16 protein-coding genes are annotated in these 19,452 nt (G+C 71.6%); 10 read left to right on the top strand and 6 right to left on the bottom strand.

Translation table 11 applies throughout. The features are described from left to right. The first annotated feature begins 57 nt into the window (after positions 1-57). The gene (locus DSY14_RS11710; RefSeq protein WP_211716535.1) at positions 58-1,164 is read left to right on the top strand and encodes a hypothetical protein; all 1,107 of its coding nucleotides are present in this window, start codon (positions 58-60) and stop codon (positions 1,162-1,164) included. Between the two features lie 31 nt (positions 1,165-1,195). On the opposite strand, the gene DSY14_RS11705 is transcribed toward DSY14_RS11710, so the two are convergent. Beyond that, complete coding sequence (locus tag DSY14_RS11705; RefSeq protein ID WP_211716534.1) at positions 1,196-1,516, bottom strand: multidrug efflux SMR transporter; 321 nt, start codon at positions 1,514-1,516, stop codon at positions 1,196-1,198. Positions 1,517-1,640: 124 nt separating this feature from the next. On the opposite strand from DSY14_RS11705, the gene DSY14_RS11700 reads away from it, so the two are divergent. Next, positions 1,641-1,982: a multidrug efflux SMR transporter gene (locus DSY14_RS11700; protein WP_211716533.1), complete on the top strand. Its 342-nt coding sequence runs from the start codon at positions 1,641-1,643 to the stop codon at positions 1,980-1,982. Between the two features lie 50 nt (positions 1,983-2,032). After that, entirely contained in the window at positions 2,033-2,581 is a 549-nt protein-coding gene (locus DSY14_RS11695) for a TetR/AcrR family transcriptional regulator (RefSeq protein WP_211716532.1), read from the top strand. 30 nt (positions 2,582-2,611) lie between these two features. On the opposite strand, the gene DSY14_RS11690 is transcribed toward DSY14_RS11695, so the two are convergent. Continuing rightward, on the bottom strand, positions 2,612-3,820 hold the full coding sequence (locus DSY14_RS11690) for an ROK family transcriptional regulator (RefSeq protein WP_211716531.1): 1,209 nt from the start codon (positions 3,818-3,820) through the stop codon (positions 2,612-2,614). Positions 3,821-4,002: 182 nt separating this feature from the next. Between DSY14_RS11690 and DSY14_RS11685 the strand changes: the two genes are divergently transcribed. From DSY14_RS11685 to DSY14_RS11675, 3 genes are all read left to right on the top strand, one after another. Then, positions 4,003-5,367, top strand: a complete 1,365-nt coding sequence (locus DSY14_RS11685) for an extracellular solute-binding protein (protein WP_211716530.1) — start codon at positions 4,003-4,005, stop codon at positions 5,365-5,367. A 117-nt stretch (positions 5,368-5,484) separates the two neighbouring features. After that, a complete protein-coding gene (locus tag DSY14_RS11680; protein WP_211716540.1) occupies positions 5,485-6,321 on the top strand; it encodes a carbohydrate ABC transporter permease in 837 nt (278 codons plus the stop codon). Then, the gene (locus DSY14_RS11675; protein ID WP_249187719.1) at positions 6,318-7,193 is read left to right on the top strand and encodes a carbohydrate ABC transporter permease; all 876 of its coding nucleotides are present in this window, start codon (positions 6,318-6,320) and stop codon (positions 7,191-7,193) included. Before DSY14_RS11680 ends, DSY14_RS11675 begins: the two co-directional genes overlap by 4 nt. Positions 7,194-7,396: 203 nt before the next feature. Here the strand turns inward: DSY14_RS11675 and DSY14_RS11670 are convergent, their stop codons facing one another. Further along, positions 7,397-10,504: a glycoside hydrolase family 38 C-terminal domain-containing protein gene (locus DSY14_RS11670; RefSeq protein ID WP_211716529.1), complete on the bottom strand. Its 3,108-nt coding sequence runs from the start codon at positions 10,502-10,504 to the stop codon at positions 7,397-7,399. A gap of 589 nt (positions 10,505-11,093) precedes the next feature. Between DSY14_RS11670 and DSY14_RS11665 the strand changes: the two genes are divergently transcribed. From DSY14_RS11665 to DSY14_RS11655, 3 genes are all read left to right on the top strand, one after another. Then, positions 11,094-11,780, top strand: a complete 687-nt coding sequence (locus tag DSY14_RS11665) for a GntR family transcriptional regulator (RefSeq protein ID WP_211716528.1) — start codon at positions 11,094-11,096, stop codon at positions 11,778-11,780. Positions 11,781-11,969: 189 nt separating this feature from the next. Next, complete coding sequence (locus tag DSY14_RS11660; RefSeq protein ID WP_211716527.1) at positions 11,970-13,313, top strand: MFS transporter; 1,344 nt, start codon at positions 11,970-11,972, stop codon at positions 13,311-13,313. Between the two features lie 17 nt (positions 13,314-13,330). Continuing rightward, positions 13,331-14,260: an ornithine cyclodeaminase family protein gene (locus DSY14_RS11655; protein WP_307851193.1), complete on the top strand. Its 930-nt coding sequence runs from the start codon at positions 13,331-13,333 to the stop codon at positions 14,258-14,260. Positions 14,261-14,509: 249 nt separating this feature from the next. Here DSY14_RS11655 and DSY14_RS11650 read toward each other — a convergent pair whose 3' ends face one another. Further along, on the bottom strand, positions 14,510-15,586 hold the full coding sequence (locus tag DSY14_RS11650; protein ID WP_211716525.1) for a serine hydrolase: 1,077 nt from the start codon (positions 15,584-15,586) through the stop codon (positions 14,510-14,512). A gap of 98 nt (positions 15,587-15,684) precedes the next feature. On the opposite strand from DSY14_RS11650, the gene DSY14_RS11645 reads away from it, so the two are divergent. Next, positions 15,685-16,224 carry a PadR family transcriptional regulator gene (locus tag DSY14_RS11645; protein WP_211716524.1) on the top strand — a complete coding sequence of 180 codons (540 nt, stop codon included), beginning with the start codon at positions 15,685-15,687 and terminating at the stop codon, positions 16,222-16,224. A 128-nt stretch (positions 16,225-16,352) separates the two neighbouring features. Here DSY14_RS11645 and DSY14_RS11640 read toward each other — a convergent pair whose 3' ends face one another. Further along, on the bottom strand, positions 16,353-17,252 hold the full coding sequence (locus tag DSY14_RS11640) for a dihydrodipicolinate synthase family protein (RefSeq protein ID WP_211716523.1): 900 nt from the start codon (positions 17,250-17,252) through the stop codon (positions 16,353-16,355). A 128-nt stretch (positions 17,253-17,380) separates the two neighbouring features. Continuing rightward, the gene (locus DSY14_RS11635) at positions 17,381-19,186 is read right to left on the bottom strand and encodes a PASTA domain-containing protein (RefSeq protein ID WP_211716522.1); all 1,806 of its coding nucleotides are present in this window, start codon (positions 19,184-19,186) and stop codon (positions 17,381-17,383) included. Between the last annotated feature and the right edge of the window lie 266 nt (positions 19,187-19,452).

The raw sequence follows: 19,452 nt of genomic DNA, 5'->3' as shown, positions 1-19,452 counted from the left end.
AGACTGGCCTGTGGACCTTCCCATGTCGTTCCCCCGCCCCCGCAAGAGGAGACCCCTGTGGCCACCTTCGCCCGCACCCGCCTGGTCGTGGTCGCCGTGGTGCTGCTCGTCCCCGCGGTGCTGCTTCCGCTGGCGGGACTCTGGGTGTTGGCCTGGCTGCCGGTGGCGCTGGTGCTGCTGGGGGTGGCCCTGGCGCGACCGGCCGCGCTGGAGGAGGCCGCGCTGCGGCTGGTGCGCCGGCCGAACGGTCCGGGGGCCGAGGGCGCGTCGCGCACGGTCGAGGGTGGTGTCGGCGAAGGGCCCGACACCGGATCCCCCCGGACGTCGCGGGACCGGTCCGAGCAGGGCGACGAACCCGAACCACTGCCGGCGCCGCGCGGCGAGAGCGGCACCCGCGGGGTGCGTCTGCGCCGCACCGCTCTGCCCAGCGCCGCGGACGACTACGACTTCGTCTTCTCCGCGCGCGTCCACTGGCGATGGGCCGGCCGTGTCGACCTGCGCCTGCGCAACCCCGCCGGTCCCGCCTCGCACTCCATCCTCTTGCGCGCCCGCGACGTCCTGGCCCGCACCGGCCCGGAGGACCACGACGTGGTCGAGATCGAGTTGAGCGCGCTGTTCGCGGCCGAGTCCCCGGTCGTCGACGGCGTGATCGAGGTCTGGGCCGACGACGTGCGGGTCGAACTGGAGGACGAGGACGAGGAGCGGTTGCGCCGCATCGTCCGTCTGCGCAAGGACCGGGCCCTCTGGGAGGCCGAGCACGAGGGGGAGACGTTCCGTGCCTCCCTGCGCGGCACCACCGTGCGGCACCACGAGCCGACCACCGTGTCGCATCCCGCGACGAGCCCCGGGTCGGCGCCCGCGCGCCACACCGAGGAGTCCGTCGAGGAACTGTCCGGGCAGATCATCGAGCACTTCGACCACCCCGTCGCCGGCAGCGGCATCGACGAGGAGGGCTACGAGAGTTACTGGTGGCCCGCCGACCACGAGGAGGACGAGGACGCCGTGCAGCAGGACGTTCAGGTCGCCATCCTGCGTGGACTGATCGATTCGGTCGAGGACGAGTCCGAGCGCGTCGAGTTCGCCCGGCAGCAGGTGGACATCCTCGAACGGACCGGATTCGACTACGTGGCCGGACGCATCCAGGCCGTCTACCCCCAACGCTGATCCACCCCGAACGTCGCCCCGTCCCGACCGCTCAGCCCCACTGCAGGGCCAGCACCCCGGCCACGGTGAGGCCGATCCCCACGACCTGGGTCCTGGTCAGGCTCTCCCGGAGCGCGAGGACGCCGATGACGGCGACCGCCACGATGCCGATGGCCGCCCACAGGGCGTACGCCACCCCCAACCCGAGCCCTTCGTGCAGGGCGAGCGCGAACAGGTAGTAGGCGCCGACGATGGTCAGGACGGTGACCGCGGTGGGCAGTGGTCGTGTGAACCCCTCCGAGCGCCGGCTGGCGATGGCCCCGGTCACCTCCAGGGTGATGGTTCCGGCCAGGAACAGGTAGGCGAGCGACACGACGGACCTCCAGGGTGGATGCGGACCAAACTAGTTGAACGAAAGTTCAAGAAGTTCTATCCTCGAGACCGTACGACTAGTTGAACGATGGTTCAAGTGGTTTCCGGATGTGAAGGGGAACACCATGGCCTGGCTCCTGTTGGCGGCGGCACTGCTCGCGGAGATGGTCGGCGCCACCGCGACCGGACTCTCCGAGGGCTTCACCCGTCCCCTCGCCGTCCTCGTCGCGCTGCCCACCGTGCTCGCCGCCTACTTCCTGCTCGCGCTCGCCCTCGACCGCGGCATCGGGGTAGGTGTCGCCTACGGTGTGTGGACCGCCTCCGGGGTCGCGATCATCGCGGTGATCGGGGTGGTCTTCCTCGGGGACGACCTCGGCCCCGTCCAGGTGGTCGGGCTGGCGCTGGTCATGGTCGGCGCCCTGGCCCTGGAACTGGGGCGCGCGCGACCTCGACCGATCGCGCCCTGAGCGGCGCCGGGGCCGCTGGTAGGGTCGCTGTCGGATCACGGGGGTGAACGGTGGGGGGCACCACGGAGCGCGTCGACGGCCGCAGGGCCCGGGGCGAGCGCAAGCGCGAGGAGCTCATCGCGGCCACCCTCCGGGTCGTGGAACGCGAGGGCGTCGGCGGCGTCACCCACCGGACGGTGGCGCGTGAGGCCGAGGTCTCCGCCGGCTCGGTCGCCTACTACTTCGCGACCCTGGACGACCTGCTGGTCGCGGCCCTGACCGAGGCCTCCGACGCCTACATCGCCCAGCTTCGCGACCTCGACGACGACATCGCCGGACTGGCCCGGGTGATCGCCGACGCCGGAGGCCCGGGGCGGGCGCGGGCCCTGGCCGAACGCGAACTCAACCTCCTGGCCGCCCGCCGCCCCGCGCTGCGTCCCGTGGCCCGACGATGGCGTGACGCCGTCGCCGAGGTGGCCCGTTCCCTGGGCGCCGACCCGCTCACCGCCCTCCAGTTCTCCGCCACCGCGGACGGTGTCTGCGGTCGCCTCCTGGCCGGTGAGGACCTGTCCCGCGCCGAGATCGCCGAACTCCTCCACCACGCCCTGCGCCGGACCTGACACGCCCGCGCGGGCGGCCTCGACGCCGACTCAGACGCCGGTGAACTTGGGGGAGTAGGCGGCGTGCAGCACCAGGGAGGCCGCGCCGATGGCACCGACGTCCTCACCGATCAGTGACGGTTCCACCCGCACGCGGCGCACGCCCCGGGCGATGGTGCGCTCGGCCACCGCACGGTCCAGTGTCCGGGCGTACAGGGCGCCGATGTGCGACATGCCCCAACCGCCCAACACCACCACCGGCACGTCCACCAGGTTGAGCAGGGTGACCGCGGCCTCGCCCAGGCGTCGGCCGGCGTCACCGACGACCTCCGCGGCGACCGGTTCCCCGGCGCGCGCCTCGCGGCACACCTTCCGGTACGCGGCCACCGTGCGCGCCTGCCCGCGCTCGAACCCCGGCCGATCCTCGCCGCGGCGACGGGCGACCTCGGTGGCGACCGCGTGCGGGGCCGTGTAGGTCTCCAGGCAGCCCCGATCGCCGCACGGGCATTCCGGGCCCCGGGGGTCGACGGTCACGTGCCCGATCTCGGCGGCGTTGAAGCTGCCGCCGCGGTACACACGGCCGTCCAGGACCAGGCCACCGCCGATGCCGGTGCCCACGTACACGAACGCCATGTCCTCCGAACGTTCGCCACCGCCCGCCCAACGCTCGCCGATGGTCGCGGCGGTCGCGTCGTTGTCGATCACCACCGGCAGGCCGGTGCGTTCCGCCAGGTCCTCGCGCAGCGGTACCGAACGCCATCCCGGCAGGTGGGGAGGGGTGACGGCGCTGGCGGAACGGTCGATCGGTCCGGGCGTGGCCACGCCCAGTCCCAGGACCCGGTCGGGGGCCGGAGACTCCTCCACGATCGCGCGCACCGAACGTCCGAGCGCGTCGATGACCCGTCGCGGACCCTGGACGGCGGGCGTGCGCCGCCGGGCGCGGGCCACCACCCGGCCGGCCAGGTCGGTCACGACCAGGGTGGTGGAGGCGGGGTCGATGTGCATGCCCACCGCGTAGTAGGCGCCGGCGTTGAGCCGCAGCACGGTGGCGGGTTTGCCGCCCCGGGAGACGGCACGGCCGTCCTCCAGAACGAGTCCGTCCTCCAGCAGGCGGCGCACGATGTTGGAGACCGTCTGTGCGGTCAGGCCGGTCTGTTCGGCCAGTTCGACCCGGCTGACCCCCTTCGAGCGGCGCACCGCGTCGAGCACTCTGCTCTGGTTGAGGTCGCCCAGCCACAGCAGGTTGGTGCTGGTGCGCATGCGTCGAGCCCCCTTCACCTTCCCGTTCGGGCGCGAGAGACGGGCCGCCCTTGACTGCATTCGAGCGTAGCCGTACCGGAACGCCCCACTTACCCCATTGTCTTTATCCAAGGTTTTTAGTAAGCATGTGACACGACTCACTCCCAAGGGTCGCCCGGCCGTCGCTGCGTGAGGGGTAAACGATGAGGGGAACTCCACGGAACACCACCAGGGTCACGGCCGTCGCCGCGCTCCTGACCCTGATCGCCGCGGGCTGTTCCTCGGGGGCCGAACGGGACCCGAACACGGTCCGGGTGGCCTATCAGAAGTTCGGCACCTTCATCGCGATGGACTCGCTGATGCGGCAGGTGAAGGAGGAGATCGAGGCGGACGACCCCGACGTCACCGTCGAGCTCCACGCCATCGAGGCCCAGGCCGAGGACTACCAGACCCAGGTCAACCTGATGAACGGGTCGGCCTCCGAGGCCCCCGACCTGATCTACCAGGACACCTTCACCATCAATCAGGACGCCGACGCCGGCTACCTCATGCCGCTGGACGAGCACTTCGACGCCTGGGAGGACGCCGACCTGTTCAGCGAGCAGGAGGCCGAGGCCGTCACCTCGCTGGACGGCACCCGCTACGGCGTGATGCTCGGAACCGACGTACGCGGCCTGTGGTACCGGGCCGATCTGCTGGACCAGGCCGGGATCGACACCCCCTGGGAGCCCGCCACCTGGGACGAGGTGCTCGACGCCGCCCGCGCCGTGCAGGACGAACACGGTGACGACGTGGTCCCGCTCAACGTCTACTCCGGAACGCCCGCCGGCGAGATGGCCTCCCTCCAGGGCTTCCAGATGCTGCTCGGCGGCACCGGCGGCGGCCTCTTCGAGGAATCCTCCGAACAGTGGGTCTCCGGTGGTGCCGGGTTCACCGACTCCCTGGAGTTCGTGCACACGCTCTTCGACGAGGGTCTGACCCACGCACCCCAGGACGCCCTGGACGCCAACATCGGCACCATGAACAACGAGGAGCGGTTCCCCAACGGGGACATGGCGATCAGCCTGGAGGGCTCCTGGGCCACGCAGTCCTGGATCGAGGAGGCCAACCAGCCCTGGCCCGAGTGGGAGGAGTACATGGAGTTCACCCCCATGCCCACCCAGAACGGTGAGGACCCGGGCGCGACCAGCATGTCCGGCGGCTGGGCGCTGGCGATGGGCGCCAACGCCACCGACCCGGACCTGGCCTGGGAGGTCATGACCGCCGCGCTCGACCGGGAGAACGCGGTCAAGTTCGCCATCGAGGGCGGTCAGATCCCGGTCCGCACCGACGTCGCCGAGGACCCGGCGTTCCTGGAGGAGTCCCCGATGGCCGAGCGGTTCGCCGAACTCGTGGACGTCACCGGCTTCCGCCCCGCCTACAGCGAGTACCCGCGGGTCTCGCTGGCGATCCAGGAGGCCATGGAGGCCGTGATGCTGGGGGAGGCCACCCCGGAGGAGGCCGCCGAACTCTACGCGCTGGAGCTGGAGTCGATCGTGGGCCCGGACAACGTCACGGACGGTTCCTGACCGGTGGCGACCACGACCTCCCGGGACGACGAGACCGACCGGGGACCCCGGACCCGAAACGAGCACGCGAGGGCCCGCGGTCGGGCGTGGGGCGGCGCCGCCCGCTGGCTCATCCCCATGGGTCCCGCCCTGTTCCTGCTGTTGGCCTTCTTCGCCGGACCCATCCTGTGGACGGTCTGGGCCTCCCTGACCAACGCGGCCCTGACCGGCGCCCAGGCCGCCCAGACCGAGTTCGTCGGCACCGCCAACTTCGAGCGGTTGATCGCCGACACCCGCTTCCTCGACGCCACGATCCTCACCGTCCTGTTCCTGGTGGGCTGCGTGTTCGGGCAGACCGTGCTCGGCCTGACCCTGGCCCTGTTGATGCGCAACCGGAGCGGGGCCGTGCGGGCCACGGTCGGCGCGATCGTCGTGGGGGCGTGGGTGGTCCCCGAGGTCGTGGCCGGGTTCGTCTGGTACGCGTTCCTGGAGCGGGAGGGGACGCTCAACGCGCTCCTGGGGTTCTTCGGTGCCGAGCCGCAGAACTGGCTGTTCACCGCGCCCCTGTTGGCGGTGGTCCTGGCCAACATCTGGAAGGGCACCGCCTTCTCGATGATGACCTACTCGGCGGGGCTGTCGGAGGTGCCCGACGACCTCAAGGAGGCCGCCCGGGTGGACGGCGCCTCCTCCTTCCAGGTCCTGTGGTTCGTGGTGCTGCCGCTGCTGCGCCGCACGCTGGCCACCACCCTGTTGCTCATCACGTTGCAGACCGTGCAGGTGTTCACGCTGATCTTCGTGATGACCTCCGGCGGGCCCGGATCGAGCAGCACCACCCTGCCCCTGTTGATGTACCAGGAGGCGCTGCGCATGGGCGATCTAGGTTACGGCACCGCGATCGCGCTGGCGCTGCTGGTGGTCGCCGGTCTCTTCTCCGTCGTCTACGTGTGGATGCTCAGTAAGGAGGAGCAGCGATGAGCGGCGAACGGCGCGGTGGGCGCACCGGTGCCCGCATGGTGGTCAGCGCCCCGGGTCGGGTCGCCGGGGCGTTCCTGACCTACGTGGTCCTGGGCGGGTTGGCACTGGTGTTCCTGCTACCCCTGCTGTGGATGGTGTTCGCGTCGGTGGACTCCGAACCCTCGCTGCGCGCGGGGCTGCCCACGTCGCTCACACTGGACCACTTCACCGCCATCATGACCCCCGAGATCGTCTACCGGCCGATCTGGAACAGCATCGTCACCTGCGCGGGAGCGGCGGTGATCACCGCGTTCTGCTCCATGCTGGCCGCCTACCCGCTGTCCCGGTACAACCTGCGGTTCCGCAAGCCGTTCCTGTACTCGGTCCTGTTCGCCACCGGTCTGCCCATCACGGCGATCATGGTCCCCGTGTACGGGATGTTCGTGCAGGCCGACCTGCTCAACTCGCTGACCGCCACCACGCTGTTCCTGGCGGCGAGCACCCTGCCGTTCGGGATCTGGCTGACCAAGAACTTCATCGACGGCATCCCCATCGCCCTGGAGGAGGCCGCGTGGGTGGACGGCGCCTCCGCCTGGCAGTCCCTGAGGTACCTCGTGGCGCCGCTCCTGGCCCCCGGCCTGGCGGTGGTGGGCATCTTCACCCTGGTCACCACCTGGGGGAACTTCTTCGTGCCGTTCATCCTGCTCACGAGCCCGGAGAAGATGCCGGCGGCGGTGCGGGTCTTCACGTTCTTCGGCCAGTACGGGAGCGTGCGCTACGGCGAACTCGCCGCCTACTCGTTGCTGTACACACTGCCGGTGGTGGCGTTGTACATGGTGGTCTCGCGCGCCATGGGCGGACGGTTCGCCCTGGGCGGCGCGATGAAGGGCTGAGGCCCGGCCGGGCCGCGATCGGCCTGCCCGCGGCCGGCCCGATCCCCGCGACCCCGGCCCGAAGGTGCGGGTTCGCGAGGGAACGACCGGGCCCCGGCGCCGTCACCACCCGCCGTCGGCGACGATCCCCGACCGCCGGGACCGCGCGGCCCCCATCGAGGGGCCGCGCGGTCCCGGACTCCACGAGCCTCGTCTGGCCCCGGTCAGCGCTCCAGGCGCAGGGTGAGGATCTGGAACGGGCGCAGGCGCAGCCCCACCTGCCCCGGCCGGCCGTCGTCGGTCGCATCCTCCGCCGGCAGCGTCGGAGCCTCCTCGTAGTCCTCCTCCAACAGGTTCACGGCGCGTACCCCGCGCACGGGGAACCCGCTGCGCAACGACGTCGTCGCGCGACCGCCACGGGCCTCGTAGAGGCGCACCACCACGTCTCCGGAACGGTCGTCGGCGAGCTTGACCGACTCCACCACCACACCGGGGTCGGCCACCTCGACCAGCGGTGCGACCGCCGCCGCACCCGGGGCCGAGCGCACCGGCAGGTTGATCCGGTACCCCTCACGGACCGCGTCCTCGATGTCCGCGCCGGGGGCCAGGGCGTAGCGCAACCGGTGTTCGCCCTGGTCGGTCTCGGGGTCGGGGAAACGCGGAGCCCGCAGCAGTGACAGGCGTACCGTCGTGGTGGTCCCGCCGTCGGCGCGCACGTCACGGGTGACGTCGTGTCCGTAGGTGGAGTCGTTGAGCACCGCCACCCCGTAGCCGGGTTCGGCCACGTGCACCCACCGGTGCGCGCAGATCTCGAACTTGGCCGCGTCCCAGGAGGTGTTGGTGTGCGTGGGCCGTTGGACGTGCCCGAACTGGATCTCCGAGGACGACTCGTGCGCCCGCACGTCCAGGGGGAAGGCGGCCTTGAGGAACTTCTCGCGTTCGTGCCAGTCCACACGCGTGTCCACGTCCAGCCGTCGCGCCCCGGGGGACAGCGACACCACCTGGACGAGGGAGGAGGCCCCGAAGGACCGGGCGACGCGCAGGCCCACCGTGCCCGAGGGCAGCTCCGCCTCCGCCACCTCCTCCGCCGTGAGCGCCGTGACGGAGTCGACCTCGGTGAGGTCGGTGACGCTGTTGCGGTAGAACTCGTCCACGTCCCAGGCGTCCCACTGGTTCGGAACGTCCTGGTGCACCTGGAGCAGGTTGCCCGGCAGACCGGCGGCCAGGACCTCCCGACCCCCGGGCTCCGCCGAGCGGTCCAGGATCGACATCACCAGACCCCGGTGGTCCACCCCCACCGTCAGCACCCCGTTGTCCAGGGTGAAGCCGCTGTCGTCGGTGGTGAGCGAGGGGGTGGCGGCACCGTCGGTGACGGGCGAGGCGGCCCGGGACCGGGGCAGGGCCCCCAGCGCGGGCACACCGTCACGTTCGTGCGGGGTCGGGTTGAACACCACCGTGTCCCCGTCGTCGCCCCCGTCCGCCGCGGCCAACGCGGACTGGGCCGCGCCGATGACCTCCGTCAGCTCCTCGGCGACCTGCCGGTAGGCCTCGGCCGCCTCCCGGTGCACCCAGGCGATCGAACTCCCGGGCAGGATGTCGTGGAACTGGTTGAGCAGCACCGTGCGCCACACCTGTTCCAGGCGCTCGTACGGGTACTCGGCGCCCGTGCGCACCGCCGCCGTGGCCGCCCACAGCTCGGCCTCGCGCAGCAGGTGCTCCGAACGTCGGTTGCCCTGCTTGGTCGCCGCCTGACTGGTGTAGGTGCCCCGGTGGAACTCCAGGTACAGCTCACCCCACCACACCGGGGCGTCGGTGTACTCGGCGTGCGCCCGTTCGAAGAACTCCTCGGGACGCTCGATCGTCACCCGGGGCGACCCCTCCAGGTCCCGCAGACGGGCCGCGCGCCCCAGCATCTCGCGGGTGGGTCCGCCGCCGCCGTCTCCGTGGCCGAACGGCACCAGCGAGTGCGACGACCCGCCCTTGTCCCGGAAGTTGCGGGAGGCGTGCGCCAGCTCCTCACCCGTGAGCTCCGCGTTGTAGGTGTCCACCGGTGGGAAGTGGGTGAAGACCCGGGTGCCGTCCAGTCCCTCCCACCAGAACGTGTGGTGCGGGAACCGGTTCACCTGGCTCCACGAGATCTTCTGGGTGAGGAACCACTGTGATCCCGACAGTCGCACGAGCTGTGGCAGGGCCGCCGAGTAGCCGAAGGAGTCCGGCAGCCACACCTCCTGGGTGTCCACCCCCAGTTCGTCGCGGAAGAACCGTTTACCGAAGACGAACTGGCGGGCCAGCGCCTCCGCGCCGGGCATGTTGGTGTCCGACTCCACCCACATGCCGCCCACCGGAACGAACCGACCGGCCTCGGCCTCCGCGACCACGCGCGTGAACAGGTCCGGTTGGTGCTCCTTGATCCACGCCCACTGCTGTGCCTGCGACATCGCGAAGACCAGTTCCGGGTGGTCGGCCATCAGCCCCACCACGTTGGCGCTGGTACGCGCCACCTTGCGGACGGTCTCGCGGAGCGGCCACAGCCACGCCGAGTCGATGTGGGCGTGCCCGACCGCCGAGACCCGGTGAGTCCCGGCCGCGGCGGGCGAGGCCATCTCCGGGGCGAGCACCTCACGGGCCCGCGCCGCGCTGCCGGCGATGTCCTGGGGATCCAGTGCGTCCAGGGTCCGGCCCAGGGCGCGCAGCAGTCGCCACCGCCGTGGGTCGCCCGTGTCGAGTTCGCGCATGAGGCCGCCGGCGACCTCCAGGTCCAGCGCCAGTTCCCAGACCGAGGTCTCGAAGACCGCGAGGTCGGCCCGGGCCAGCCGGTAGAGCGGTCGGTCGGCGGGGCCGCGACCCTCACCGAGATCGGTGGGCTGGAACGGTGGATCGCCGAGGATCACCGGGTTCGCGGCCGCCTCCACATGGAACTCGACCTCCTCGCCGCCCCCGGCCGGCGCGCCGACCGGGATCCACGCGTTGCGCGGGTTGAGCCCCTTGACGATCGTGCCGTCGGCGCGGTGCACCAGCCCCTCGCACTGGAAGCCGGGCATGTCGGCGTCGAACCCGAGGTCCACCACCGCCTCGACCCGTCGGCCGGCCCACTCCTCGGGGACCCGGGCGCGCACCCGGAACCAGGTGGTGCCCCATGCCGGGCCCCACGCGTCGCCCACTCCGGCCGGCGCGTAGGGGGCGGCGACCCCCTCCGCCGCCGGGACCGGTTCGCCGGGCGCGTCCCAGCGCGCCACCTCCAGGGGGATCGATGTTCCATGCACCGCGGGCCACACACGTTCCCGTAGCGCCCGTTCCAGTCGTGCCTCGATCAGCCGCCGGTCGTCATGCACGGTGGGTCTCCGATCCGTCGTCCCTTGGCAGGTGCTGCGTACGTTGCCGGCGTCACCCCACTTCGTCAATACTTTGGACGAAGTGGGGTGAGGAGGATCGAGGGGAGCGTGCCCTGCCCCCGTCGACCGGGGGTGTGCCGCGATGCGGGGGTCACCGGCAAACCCCTGTTCGGAGCAGGGGAGAAAGGCCGACGGGCCGCGCACAGGAGCGGTCGCGCGGGGTGGCGGACCGTCGCCGCTCGCGTGGGCCGCCTGAGCCGGCGTTCGCCCCGAGGGAGGCGACCGTGCCGGCCGGGAGGACGGGGCGTCGCAGGCGACCACCTCGGCCGGGCCTTCGCTCGGCGCCGCCACGGCCGCACGGCTCGTGCGGGGCCGTGCGGCCCGGAGCGCCCTGCGAGCTCACGTACGCCCGACCCCTCGACACGGCCGCGCACCCGCGCACGTCGTCCGAAGGACGTGAGCCCCGCCCGGCAGCGCGTGTGACCCCGGACGTCGGGCGCCGGGGGCCGTGCGCAGGGTGGCGGTGCGCGCGGGTCGGCGTGGCATCCTGGGAGGTCCGGGGAGTCCGCGCGGGGAGGAACAACAGCACATGAGCATCGAGGCGCCGCGGGAGCGGCCGGTGATCGGGTCGCTCGCCGAGAACAGCAGTCTGCGGTCCCGGGTCACGGACGTCCTGCGTCAGGCCATGGTCGCCGGTGAACTCGAACCCGGCCGGATCTACTCGGCGCCCGCTCTGGCCGAACGCCTCGGTGTCTCGGCCACGCCCGTGCGCGAGGCCATGATGGAGCTGACGCAGGAGGGTCTGGTGCAGACCCTGCGCCACCGCGGGTACCGCGTGGTCGAGGTCGGCGACGTGACCCTCGACGAGATCCTCCAGCTGCGCGAACTCATCGAGGTGCCCACGGTGGGGCGCGTCGCGCGCATCGCGACGGACGAGCGGATCGCCCCACTGCGCACGCTCGCGGATCGGCTCAACGAGACCGCCGCGGCGGGTGAGTTGCAGGAGTTCATCGCCACCGACACCACCTTCCACCTCGGGCTGCTCGCCATCGCCGGTAACGGGCGCCTGGTCGAGGAGGTGCGACGGCTGCGGGGTATGTCGCGCCTGTCGGCGCTGCGCCGCCTGTACGAGGAGGGTCGCCTGGGCGCCACCGCCCAGGAGCACCACGACCTGCTCGACCTGGTCGTGGCGCGGGACGTGGCCGGAGCGGAGGCGCTGATGCGCCGGCACCTGGGGCACGTGCGGGGGGTGTGGGCCGGGCGGGAGGAGGGCTGACATCGCGCCGGAACACCGGTCACGGTGGGCTCGGTGACGGTGCGGGGCCGGCCCGTACCGGGACTCTTCGCAGGTCACGGCTTGGTTGAGGTGGCGAGAACTCTTGCTTTGTGCAACGTAAAATTGTACGTTGCACACGTTCTTGTCCTGAGGCCCACGTCACGTGCGCCCTGACACGAGGAGTGCTGCGTGTCTCCCCAACAGTCCACGGTCGGCCAACCGGTCACCAACCGCCGTGTGCTCATCGGCAGCCTCAGCGGCAGCGCCATCGAGTGGTTCGACTTCTTCCTCTACGCCACCGCCGCGGCGCTGATCTTCGACAAGCAGTTCTTCCCCAACGACGATCCCGTCATCTCGTTGATGCTGTCGTACCTGACGCTGTCCCTGACCTTCTTCATCCGGCCCTTCGGCGGCATCGTCTTCTCCCATATCGGCGACCGCATCGGCCGTAAGAAGACCCTGGTCATCACGTTGTCGCTCATGGGCGGCGCCACGGTGGCGATCGGTCTCCTGCCCAACTACGAACAGGTCGGCCTCCTCGCGCCGATCCTGCTCATCCTGTGTCGGGTCATCCAGGGACTGGCCATCGGCGGTGAGTGGGGCGGCGCCCTGCTGCTCGCCTACGAGTACGCGCCCGAGAACCGTCGCGGCTTCTTCGGCTCGGTGCCCCAGACCGGCATCACCATCGGCATGCTCCTGTCCACCATCGCCTTCGGTCTGGTCAGCATGCTGCCCAACGACGCCTTCGAGTCCTGGGGCTGGCGCATCCCGTTCATCGCCAGTCTCGCGCTCGTCTTCGTCGGGCTGTGGATCCGCAAGGGCCTCGACGAGACCCCCGCCTTCCGTGAGGCCAAGAAGACCGGCGACGTCGCCAAGCTGCCGATCAAGGACACCCTGCGCGACCACTGGCGCTCCGTGCTCGTGGCCATCGGGGCCAAGGTCGTCGAGACCGCCCCGTTCTACATCTTCGCGACCTTCGTGGTCAGCTACGCCACGGGCACCCTCGACATCGAACGGTCGGTGGTCCTCAACGCGGTGAGCGCCGGCGCGTTCGTGAGCACCCTCGTCATCCTGCTTATGGGTCGCCTCTCCGACACCCTGGGCCGTCCGAAGGTCTTCCTCAGCGGCACGCTCATCATCGCCGTCGTGTCGGTGCCCTTCTTCATGCTGCTCGACCTCCAGATGAACTGGGCCGTGTACGCGGCCGTCGTGCTGGCCCTCGGGCTCGCCTGGCCGCCGGTCACCGCCACCCTCGGCACCCTCACCTCCGAGATCTTCACGACCCGTGTCCGCTACACCGGTGTGACCCTCGGCTACCAGGTCGGGGCCGCCCTGGCCGGCGGCACCGCGCCGCTGCTGGCGACCTGGCTGCTGGCCCGCTTCGACGGCGCCTGGTGGCCGATCGCCGCCTACCTGGTGGTCCTGGCCGTCATCTCCTTCACCGCCGTGGCCCTCTCCGGCTCGGTCGTGCGCAAGGAGACCGCGCTCATCGCCGCGCGCGAGGGCACCGACGAGACGAAGGCGAGCGCATGAGCCTCAAGGAGACCACAGTGCCGACCACGAACGGACTGCCGTTCGTCAGCGCGGACGAGGTCCGCCGCCGGATCGACCCCGACCGGGCGCGCACCCTCATCGAGGACGCCCTCAGGAACGGGTTCGACCCCGCCGACGACCCCGCGCGGGCGCACGCCCACGCCGGGTCCGGCCATCTGCTGCTCATGCCCTCGACCCTGGGGGACTGGGTGGGTGTCAAGGTCGCCTCGGTGGCGCCCGACAACCCGGCCTCGGGTCTGCCCCGCATCCAGGCCGTCTACGTGCTCATGGACGCCGCGACGCTCACCCCGCGGGTGTTCGTCGACGGGGTGAGCCTCACGTCGCTGCGGACGCCGGCGACCTCCGCGGTCGCCGCCGACCACCTGGCCGACCCCGACGCCTCACGGCTGGTGGTGTTCGGCAACGGACCCCAGGCGGTGGAGCACGTCGTCGCCATGACCCGGATCCGGGTGCCGAGCAGCATCCGGATGGTCGGCCGCAGTCCGGACCGGGTGGCAGCCGCAGTGGCCGAACTCGCCTCGCGCGGGATCACCGCCGAGGCGGGCACCGTCGCCGACGTCGCCGACGCCGACCTCGTCGTGTGCGCGACCTCCAGCGCCGAGCCCCTGTTCGACGGCTCCCTGGTGCGTGACGGCGCGTGCGTGATCGCGATGGGCTCCCACGAGGCCGACCGCCGGGAACTGGACGCCGCCCTCATGGGCCGCTCCCAGGTCGTGGTCGAGGACCGGGGGGCCGCTCTGCGCGAGTGCGGTGACGTGGTGCTCGCCATCGAGGAGGGTGCCCTGACCGTCGACGACCTGGTCGGGTTGGCCCCGGTGGTGCGCGGTGAGGTCACCCGTCGCGTCGATCGGCCCAACGTGTTCAAGGGGTCGGGCATGTCCTGGCAGGACCTGGCGGTCGCCGTCGGTGTGGCGCCCACGGACTGACCGCGTTCCACCGACGTGGACGTCCGTCCGCGTCGTGCGTCGGCCGGTGAGGCCGGAGGGGCCCGGACCGCCGCGATCGGTGGTGGTCCGGGCCCCGTGCCGTCCAGGCTGGGAAGGGGCCGAGGGGCGCCGTCCCTCCCGTTTTCGCTGGGGTCGCCCCTGGTGGAGAGAAGGCCGCCGGGTCTCGGGCCCGCCGTTCGAAGGTGGGAGCATCGCGGTGTCCGTTCCGGGGGAGTGGCGTGCGGCGGGTCAGGCCTTCCCGTCGGCGAGGATCCCGGCGATACGGGCGTGGGTCATGAAGCTCGCGTTCATCTGGCGGGTGGAGTGGAAGTTGAGCACCACGTGGGCGTCCTGATCCGGGTAGTAGGCCAGGTGCGTCGCGGTGACGCCGAGATGGCCCACCGGCTCGGGGAGCCCCCGCATGAGTGGCGGCAGGATCTCCCCGAAGCGCAGGGTCATGCTCCCCGCGCCGTAGTGGACGCCACGACGGAGACGGCGACGGGGACGCAGAAGGTACGCGCGGAGGTTGTCGGAGACGAGCCGTCCGCCGTGCAGGGCCCGCTGGAAGCGCACGAGGTCCTCGGCGGTGCTCACGATGGTGCCGCCGCCCAGATCGCAGCTCATGCTGCGGGCGTGGCTGAGTTCGTGCCCCGCCACCCAGAAGGGGTGTGCGTCGAGCCCGGTGAGGTCCTCGGGCGGTTCGTCGGGAAGGTAGGGCATCGAGGCGTGCTCCATGCCGCTGGGCTCCAGCACGCGTGCGCGCGCGTGGTCGGCGAACCGTTCCCCGGAGGCCTCCTCGATGACGCGCGCGAGCAGGACGTAGTTGGAGTCCGCATAGTGGAGGAACTCTCCGGGCCGACCCACGGCCGGGAGTCGGCGCACCTCGTCGAGCAGGTCCGGAGCACGCCAGAGACGATCGCGGTGGCGGCCCAGGGTGGTGAGGGAACAGTCGGTCTCCGCGCCGCGTGGTGGCTCGAAGTAGTCCGGGATGCCGCTGGTGTGCGTCAGCAGGTGCTCGACGGTCACGTCGGCGGCGACGTCCACACCGGGGGCGGACGGCAGCCCGGCGAGGTCGGCCGCCGGGAGCACGGAGCGGAGCGGACTGGTGAGGGCGAACCGCTCCCGCTCCACGAGCATGGCGATGAGCGTGGCCGTCACGATCTTGCCGACGCTGGCGGAGTAGAAGGGCCGGGACAGGTCGCCGAAGCCGAACGTGAAGCCGGGCGCCCGGACGAGCACCTGGGGCGCGGGCATGGCGCCGCGGCGGCGGGTGAGGCGTTCGAGCCCCTTCCGTAAGCGCCGGACCCTGCGCTGGTCGATGTTCATGGGGTGACACCTCGATCGGGACGTGGGCGGGTGCGGTCGTCGATGCTTTATATGTCTAATAGACATGTCTATGAGAGTCAACGGTCTAGACTCTCCCCATGGCCCACGTGATCCTCGGGATGCTCCTCATCACCCCCCAGTCCCTCTACGACCTCATCAAGTCGTTCGAAGCCGGAGTCTCGCTCTTCTACAGCGCCAGCTCCGGCAGCATCAAACGCGCCCTGGACGGCCTGCTCGCACGCGGGCACATCGAGGTCGCCAGCGTGGAGGCGGGCGCGCGGGGCCGGAAGGTCTACCGGGTCACCGACGCCGGTCATGAGGAGTTCCGGTCCTGGATGCTGGGGGAGCCGACCGGGCCGGACACCGAGGTCTCGGCCCTGTCCCGGCTCTACTTCCTCGGCCTGATCGAACCGGACGAGCGCGCCCCCGTGCTGCGGCGGATCACCGAGCGCTTCGAGGCGGACCTGGCCCGACTGACGGAGCTCGACCGGCGCATCGACGCCCGGGACATCCCCGAGGAGTACCACGACATCCTTGAACACCAACGCGCGACGCTCGCCTACGGCATCGCCGCGCAGCGGTTCGCGATCGACTGGTTCCGCGCGCACACCGAACGTCTCGCCCCGCCCGATCACTGACCAGTCCGGGTGCCCCGAGGCGGTGCGTCACGGAACCGAGGAGGCGAGGTGTCGCAGAGGTGGCCCGCCGTGGGGGAGCCCCCTCGGCCGCGTGGTGCCCCCGCGGAACCGCCGGCCGGAAACGTGGTTCAGGCGCCCCCTCCGAGCGCGTCCACCACGGAGACCACCCGCGCCCGTTCCTTCCCGGTCAGGCCGCGCAGCGGGGAGGGCAGGCTCGGGCCGCGCACCAGCCCCAGGTGTTCGGCGACCACCGCGATCACACGCAGACTGCCGTGCGCGGTGAACAGGTCCCACAAGGGGCGCAGACGCTCGGAGGCGGTCACCGCCCCGGCCGCGTCGCCCGCACGGGCGGCGTCGACGATCGCCAGCGCCGCCTCGGGGAGGGTGCCGCCGAGCACGGAGTACCAGACGTCGCACCCGGCGTTCAGTCCGGTCGCCCCGAACGGGTCACCGGAGACCCCGAGGGTCACGTGCCCGGGCAGGAGCCCGCGCAGCCGGGCCACCCGCTCACGTGCCTCCGCCGGATCGACCGGCACTCCGGGAATCTTGATCGAGACCACCCCCGGAAGCTCCGCCACGGCCCCGTACAGCTCGTCGGTGAAGGTGAAGCGCGTGGTGCCGGGGTTGTCGTAGACCACCAGCGGTACCGACAGCACCCGGGTCACCTCCTCGTACAGTCCGAACACGTCCTCCGGCGTGAGCGGCTGGTACGACACCGGGGAGAGCAACACCGCCGACACCCCCGCCTCCTGTGCGTCCTCGGCGTGGGCGAGCACGTCGCGGGTGCGCGGCGACCCGATCCCCACCATCACCGGAACCCCGCCCGCGTGCGCCACCGCCGTTCGGGCCACCCGGGCGCGTTCCTCCCGGTGCAGGTAGGCGTAGGAGCCGGTCGACCCGAGCGGGGAGAGGGAATCGACCCCGGCCGCGACCAGACGGTCGATGAGGCCGACGAACGCGGGCTCGTCGACCTCGCCCTCGGCCGTGAGCGGGGTGAGCGGAAAGGCGCTGAGGCCGGTGAACGTCATCGGGCTCCTTCGAAGAGGTCGTGCGACGCGCAGGGGAAGGCCCCCGCCCGGTCCATGATGGCCTGTGCGGTCCTCACCCGGATCGTCGTGCCCGGGACACCGTCAGCGGGATCCGACCGCCGGGTGGATCAGCACGATCCGACCTCACGCCACGGCCCCCAGTCGGCCGTGTCCGCGGGGGAGATGTCGCTGTTCCACCACACCGCCTCGTACTCTCGTCCGTCGTGGACCACCCGGGAACCCTCGGTGTAGGTGGTGCTCTCCGACCAGGTACCGGAGGTGCAGGGCTCGACCTCGGGCGCCGCGACGTCGGGCGACTCGTCCGGTCGCTCCGGAGAGCGGTCGTCGCGACCGTCGTCGGTCTGTCGGTCACCGCGCCGATCGGAGGGGTCCCGCTCTCGCTGTTCGGTCTCCGCGTCGTCGGTCTCCTCGTCCTCCGGGGCGACCGTCAGGGTCACCGCCGAGCCCGGTTCGACGATCGCTCCGGCACCGGGGGACTGGGCGGTCACCTCGCCCTCGGGCCGGTCGGATTCCGCGGCCACCACGACCTCCACCAGCAGCCCGAGCTCGGCGATCTCCGATCGCGCCCCGGCCTCGTCCAGACCCACCACGTCCGGCAGGGTGACGCCCTCGCTGACCGTGAGGCTCACCGGTGCGTCGTAGGCGACCGTCTCACCGGCCTCGGGGTCGGTGTCGAGAACGGTTCCGGAGGCGGCGGAGTCGGAGGGTTCCTGAACGACCGTCACCTCGGTGAACCCGAGGTCCTCCAGCACCTCCCGGGCCTCGGACTCGGCCTCGCCCACCAGATCGGGCATGTCCAGGTCCACGGGTCCGGACGACACCGAGATCGTGACCGCGTCGCCCTCGGCCAGTGGGGTCCCCTCCTCGGGGGCCACGGACGCCACGAGACCGGCCTCCATCTCCTCGTCGCGGACCTGGTCGTAGGAGATCTCCGTGGCCACGGCCAGGCCGTCGAGGCGTTCGGTCGCCTCATCGGGGCTCAGCCCGACCAGATCGGGCATGGTGGCCGAGGCCGGGTCGGCTTCGGCCTCACCTCCGGAGCCGGCGAGCGACCAGGTCACCAGGGTCGCCACCAGGAGCAGGAGGACGACGGCCGCGGCCCCCAGGACGAGGGGACGGCGCGATCTTCCCCGCGCGGGCTCCGGGACGTCGACGGGGCCCTGCTCCACCGCGTCCGACGCCGCGTGCCGGCCCGGGGAGGAGGGCAGACGGTCCTTGGCCCGCCGGACCAGGGCCCGGTAGTGGGAGGCGTCGCGTGGGCGGTGGGCGGGGTCGACCGCCGTCGCCTTGTCCACGAGCAGCGCGAACTCGTCACCGGCCTCGGAGACCGCGCCCTGGGCCGCCTCGGCGCCCATACCGGTGATCATGACGCGCAGGAGATCGCCCACCGCACGCACGTCCTCGTGCGGATCGTCGACCTCCACGTCGGGTTCGGCCACCACCGGCAGGAGCCGCACCGCGCCGTCGTCGGCGAGGAACACGGTGTTCGGACCGATCACACCGTGGACCAGCCCCTCCTCGTGGAACTCCTCCAGGGCCGAGAGCAGGGTGTCGACGATGTCCAGGGCCTCACGCCGGGACACGCGCTCACCGAACCGCTCTCCGATGATGTCGGCCAAGGGCTCCCCGAACGGTGCCGCGTACACCGTCGTGGGGCGGCCCCGCTCGACCCGGTGGTCGAGGATCTCCACCAGGACGGGATGGCCGATGCCGTGCAGTCGTTCCGCCCTGCGGGCCGACGCGTGCGCGTGGTCCGTGGAGGCCTCGTCGATCTCCACGAGAACACGTGTGTCCGTATCGGTGTCGTGGGCGTCGAACAGCAGGGTCCGGTCGCTCAGGCGGACACTCTCGCCGCACCGGTAACGACCGGCGACATGGGGGGCGGCCGATGAAGCGGGGGTGGGGGTCTCCATGCACCGGATTCTAGGGACTGCGGACGACCGAAAACCCCACCAACAAGGCGGATCGGCGACATCGTGGATGTTTGTGACACGCGCCATTGCGCTCCGGTGGGCCGATGTCACTCCGGGCCACGAGACCGGTGGGTAGGGTCGCCGCGGTCCAAGGTCCTCGGTCCCCCGGTCTCTGGATCCCGGCCGCACGCGCGCGCCCGGCCGCGCTCCCCGGGTGCCCACCTGCCCAAGGCGCCGAGCCCCCGGTCTGTGACCCCGGGGCCACG

The organism is Nocardiopsis sp. MG754419 (assembly GCF_018207095.1).
In the GTDB taxonomy this organism is placed as follows: Bacteria; Actinomycetota; Actinomycetes; order Streptosporangiales; family Streptosporangiaceae; genus Nocardiopsis.
The sequence above is the reverse complement of the archived record's forward strand: the minus strand, read 5'-3'. Positions and strand labels throughout refer to the sequence as shown.

Excerpts from the sequence above, each read along its gene's own strand:
- DSY14_RS11700 (WP_211716533.1), top strand. The coding sequence starts at position 1,641 with ATGGCCTGGCTCCTGTTGGCGGCGGCACTGCTCGCGGAGATGGTCGGC.
- DSY14_RS11690 (WP_211716531.1), bottom strand. The coding sequence starts at position 3,820 with ATGCGCACCAGCACCAACCTGCTGTGGCTGGGCGACCTCAACCAGAGC.
- DSY14_RS11685 (WP_211716530.1), top strand. The coding sequence starts at position 4,003 with ATGAGGGGAACTCCACGGAACACCACCAGGGTCACGGCCGTCGCCGCG.
- DSY14_RS11680 (WP_211716540.1), top strand. The coding sequence starts at position 5,485 with ATGGGTCCCGCCCTGTTCCTGCTGTTGGCCTTCTTCGCCGGACCCATC.
- DSY14_RS11675 (WP_249187719.1), top strand. The coding sequence starts at position 6,318 with ATGAGCGGCGAACGGCGCGGTGGGCGCACCGGTGCCCGCATGGTGGTC.
- DSY14_RS11665 (WP_211716528.1), top strand. The coding sequence starts at position 11,094 with ATGAGCATCGAGGCGCCGCGGGAGCGGCCGGTGATCGGGTCGCTCGCC.
- DSY14_RS11650 (WP_211716525.1), bottom strand. The coding sequence starts at position 15,586 with ATGAACATCGACCAGCGCAGGGTCCGGCGCTTACGGAAGGGGCTCGAA.
- DSY14_RS11645 (WP_211716524.1), top strand. The coding sequence starts at position 15,685 with ATGGCCCACGTGATCCTCGGGATGCTCCTCATCACCCCCCAGTCCCTC.
- DSY14_RS11640 (WP_211716523.1), bottom strand. The coding sequence starts at position 17,252 with ATGACGTTCACCGGCCTCAGCGCCTTTCCGCTCACCCCGCTCACGGCC.
- DSY14_RS11635 (WP_211716522.1), bottom strand. The coding sequence starts at position 19,186 with ATGGAGACCCCCACCCCCGCTTCATCGGCCGCCCCCCATGTCGCCGGT.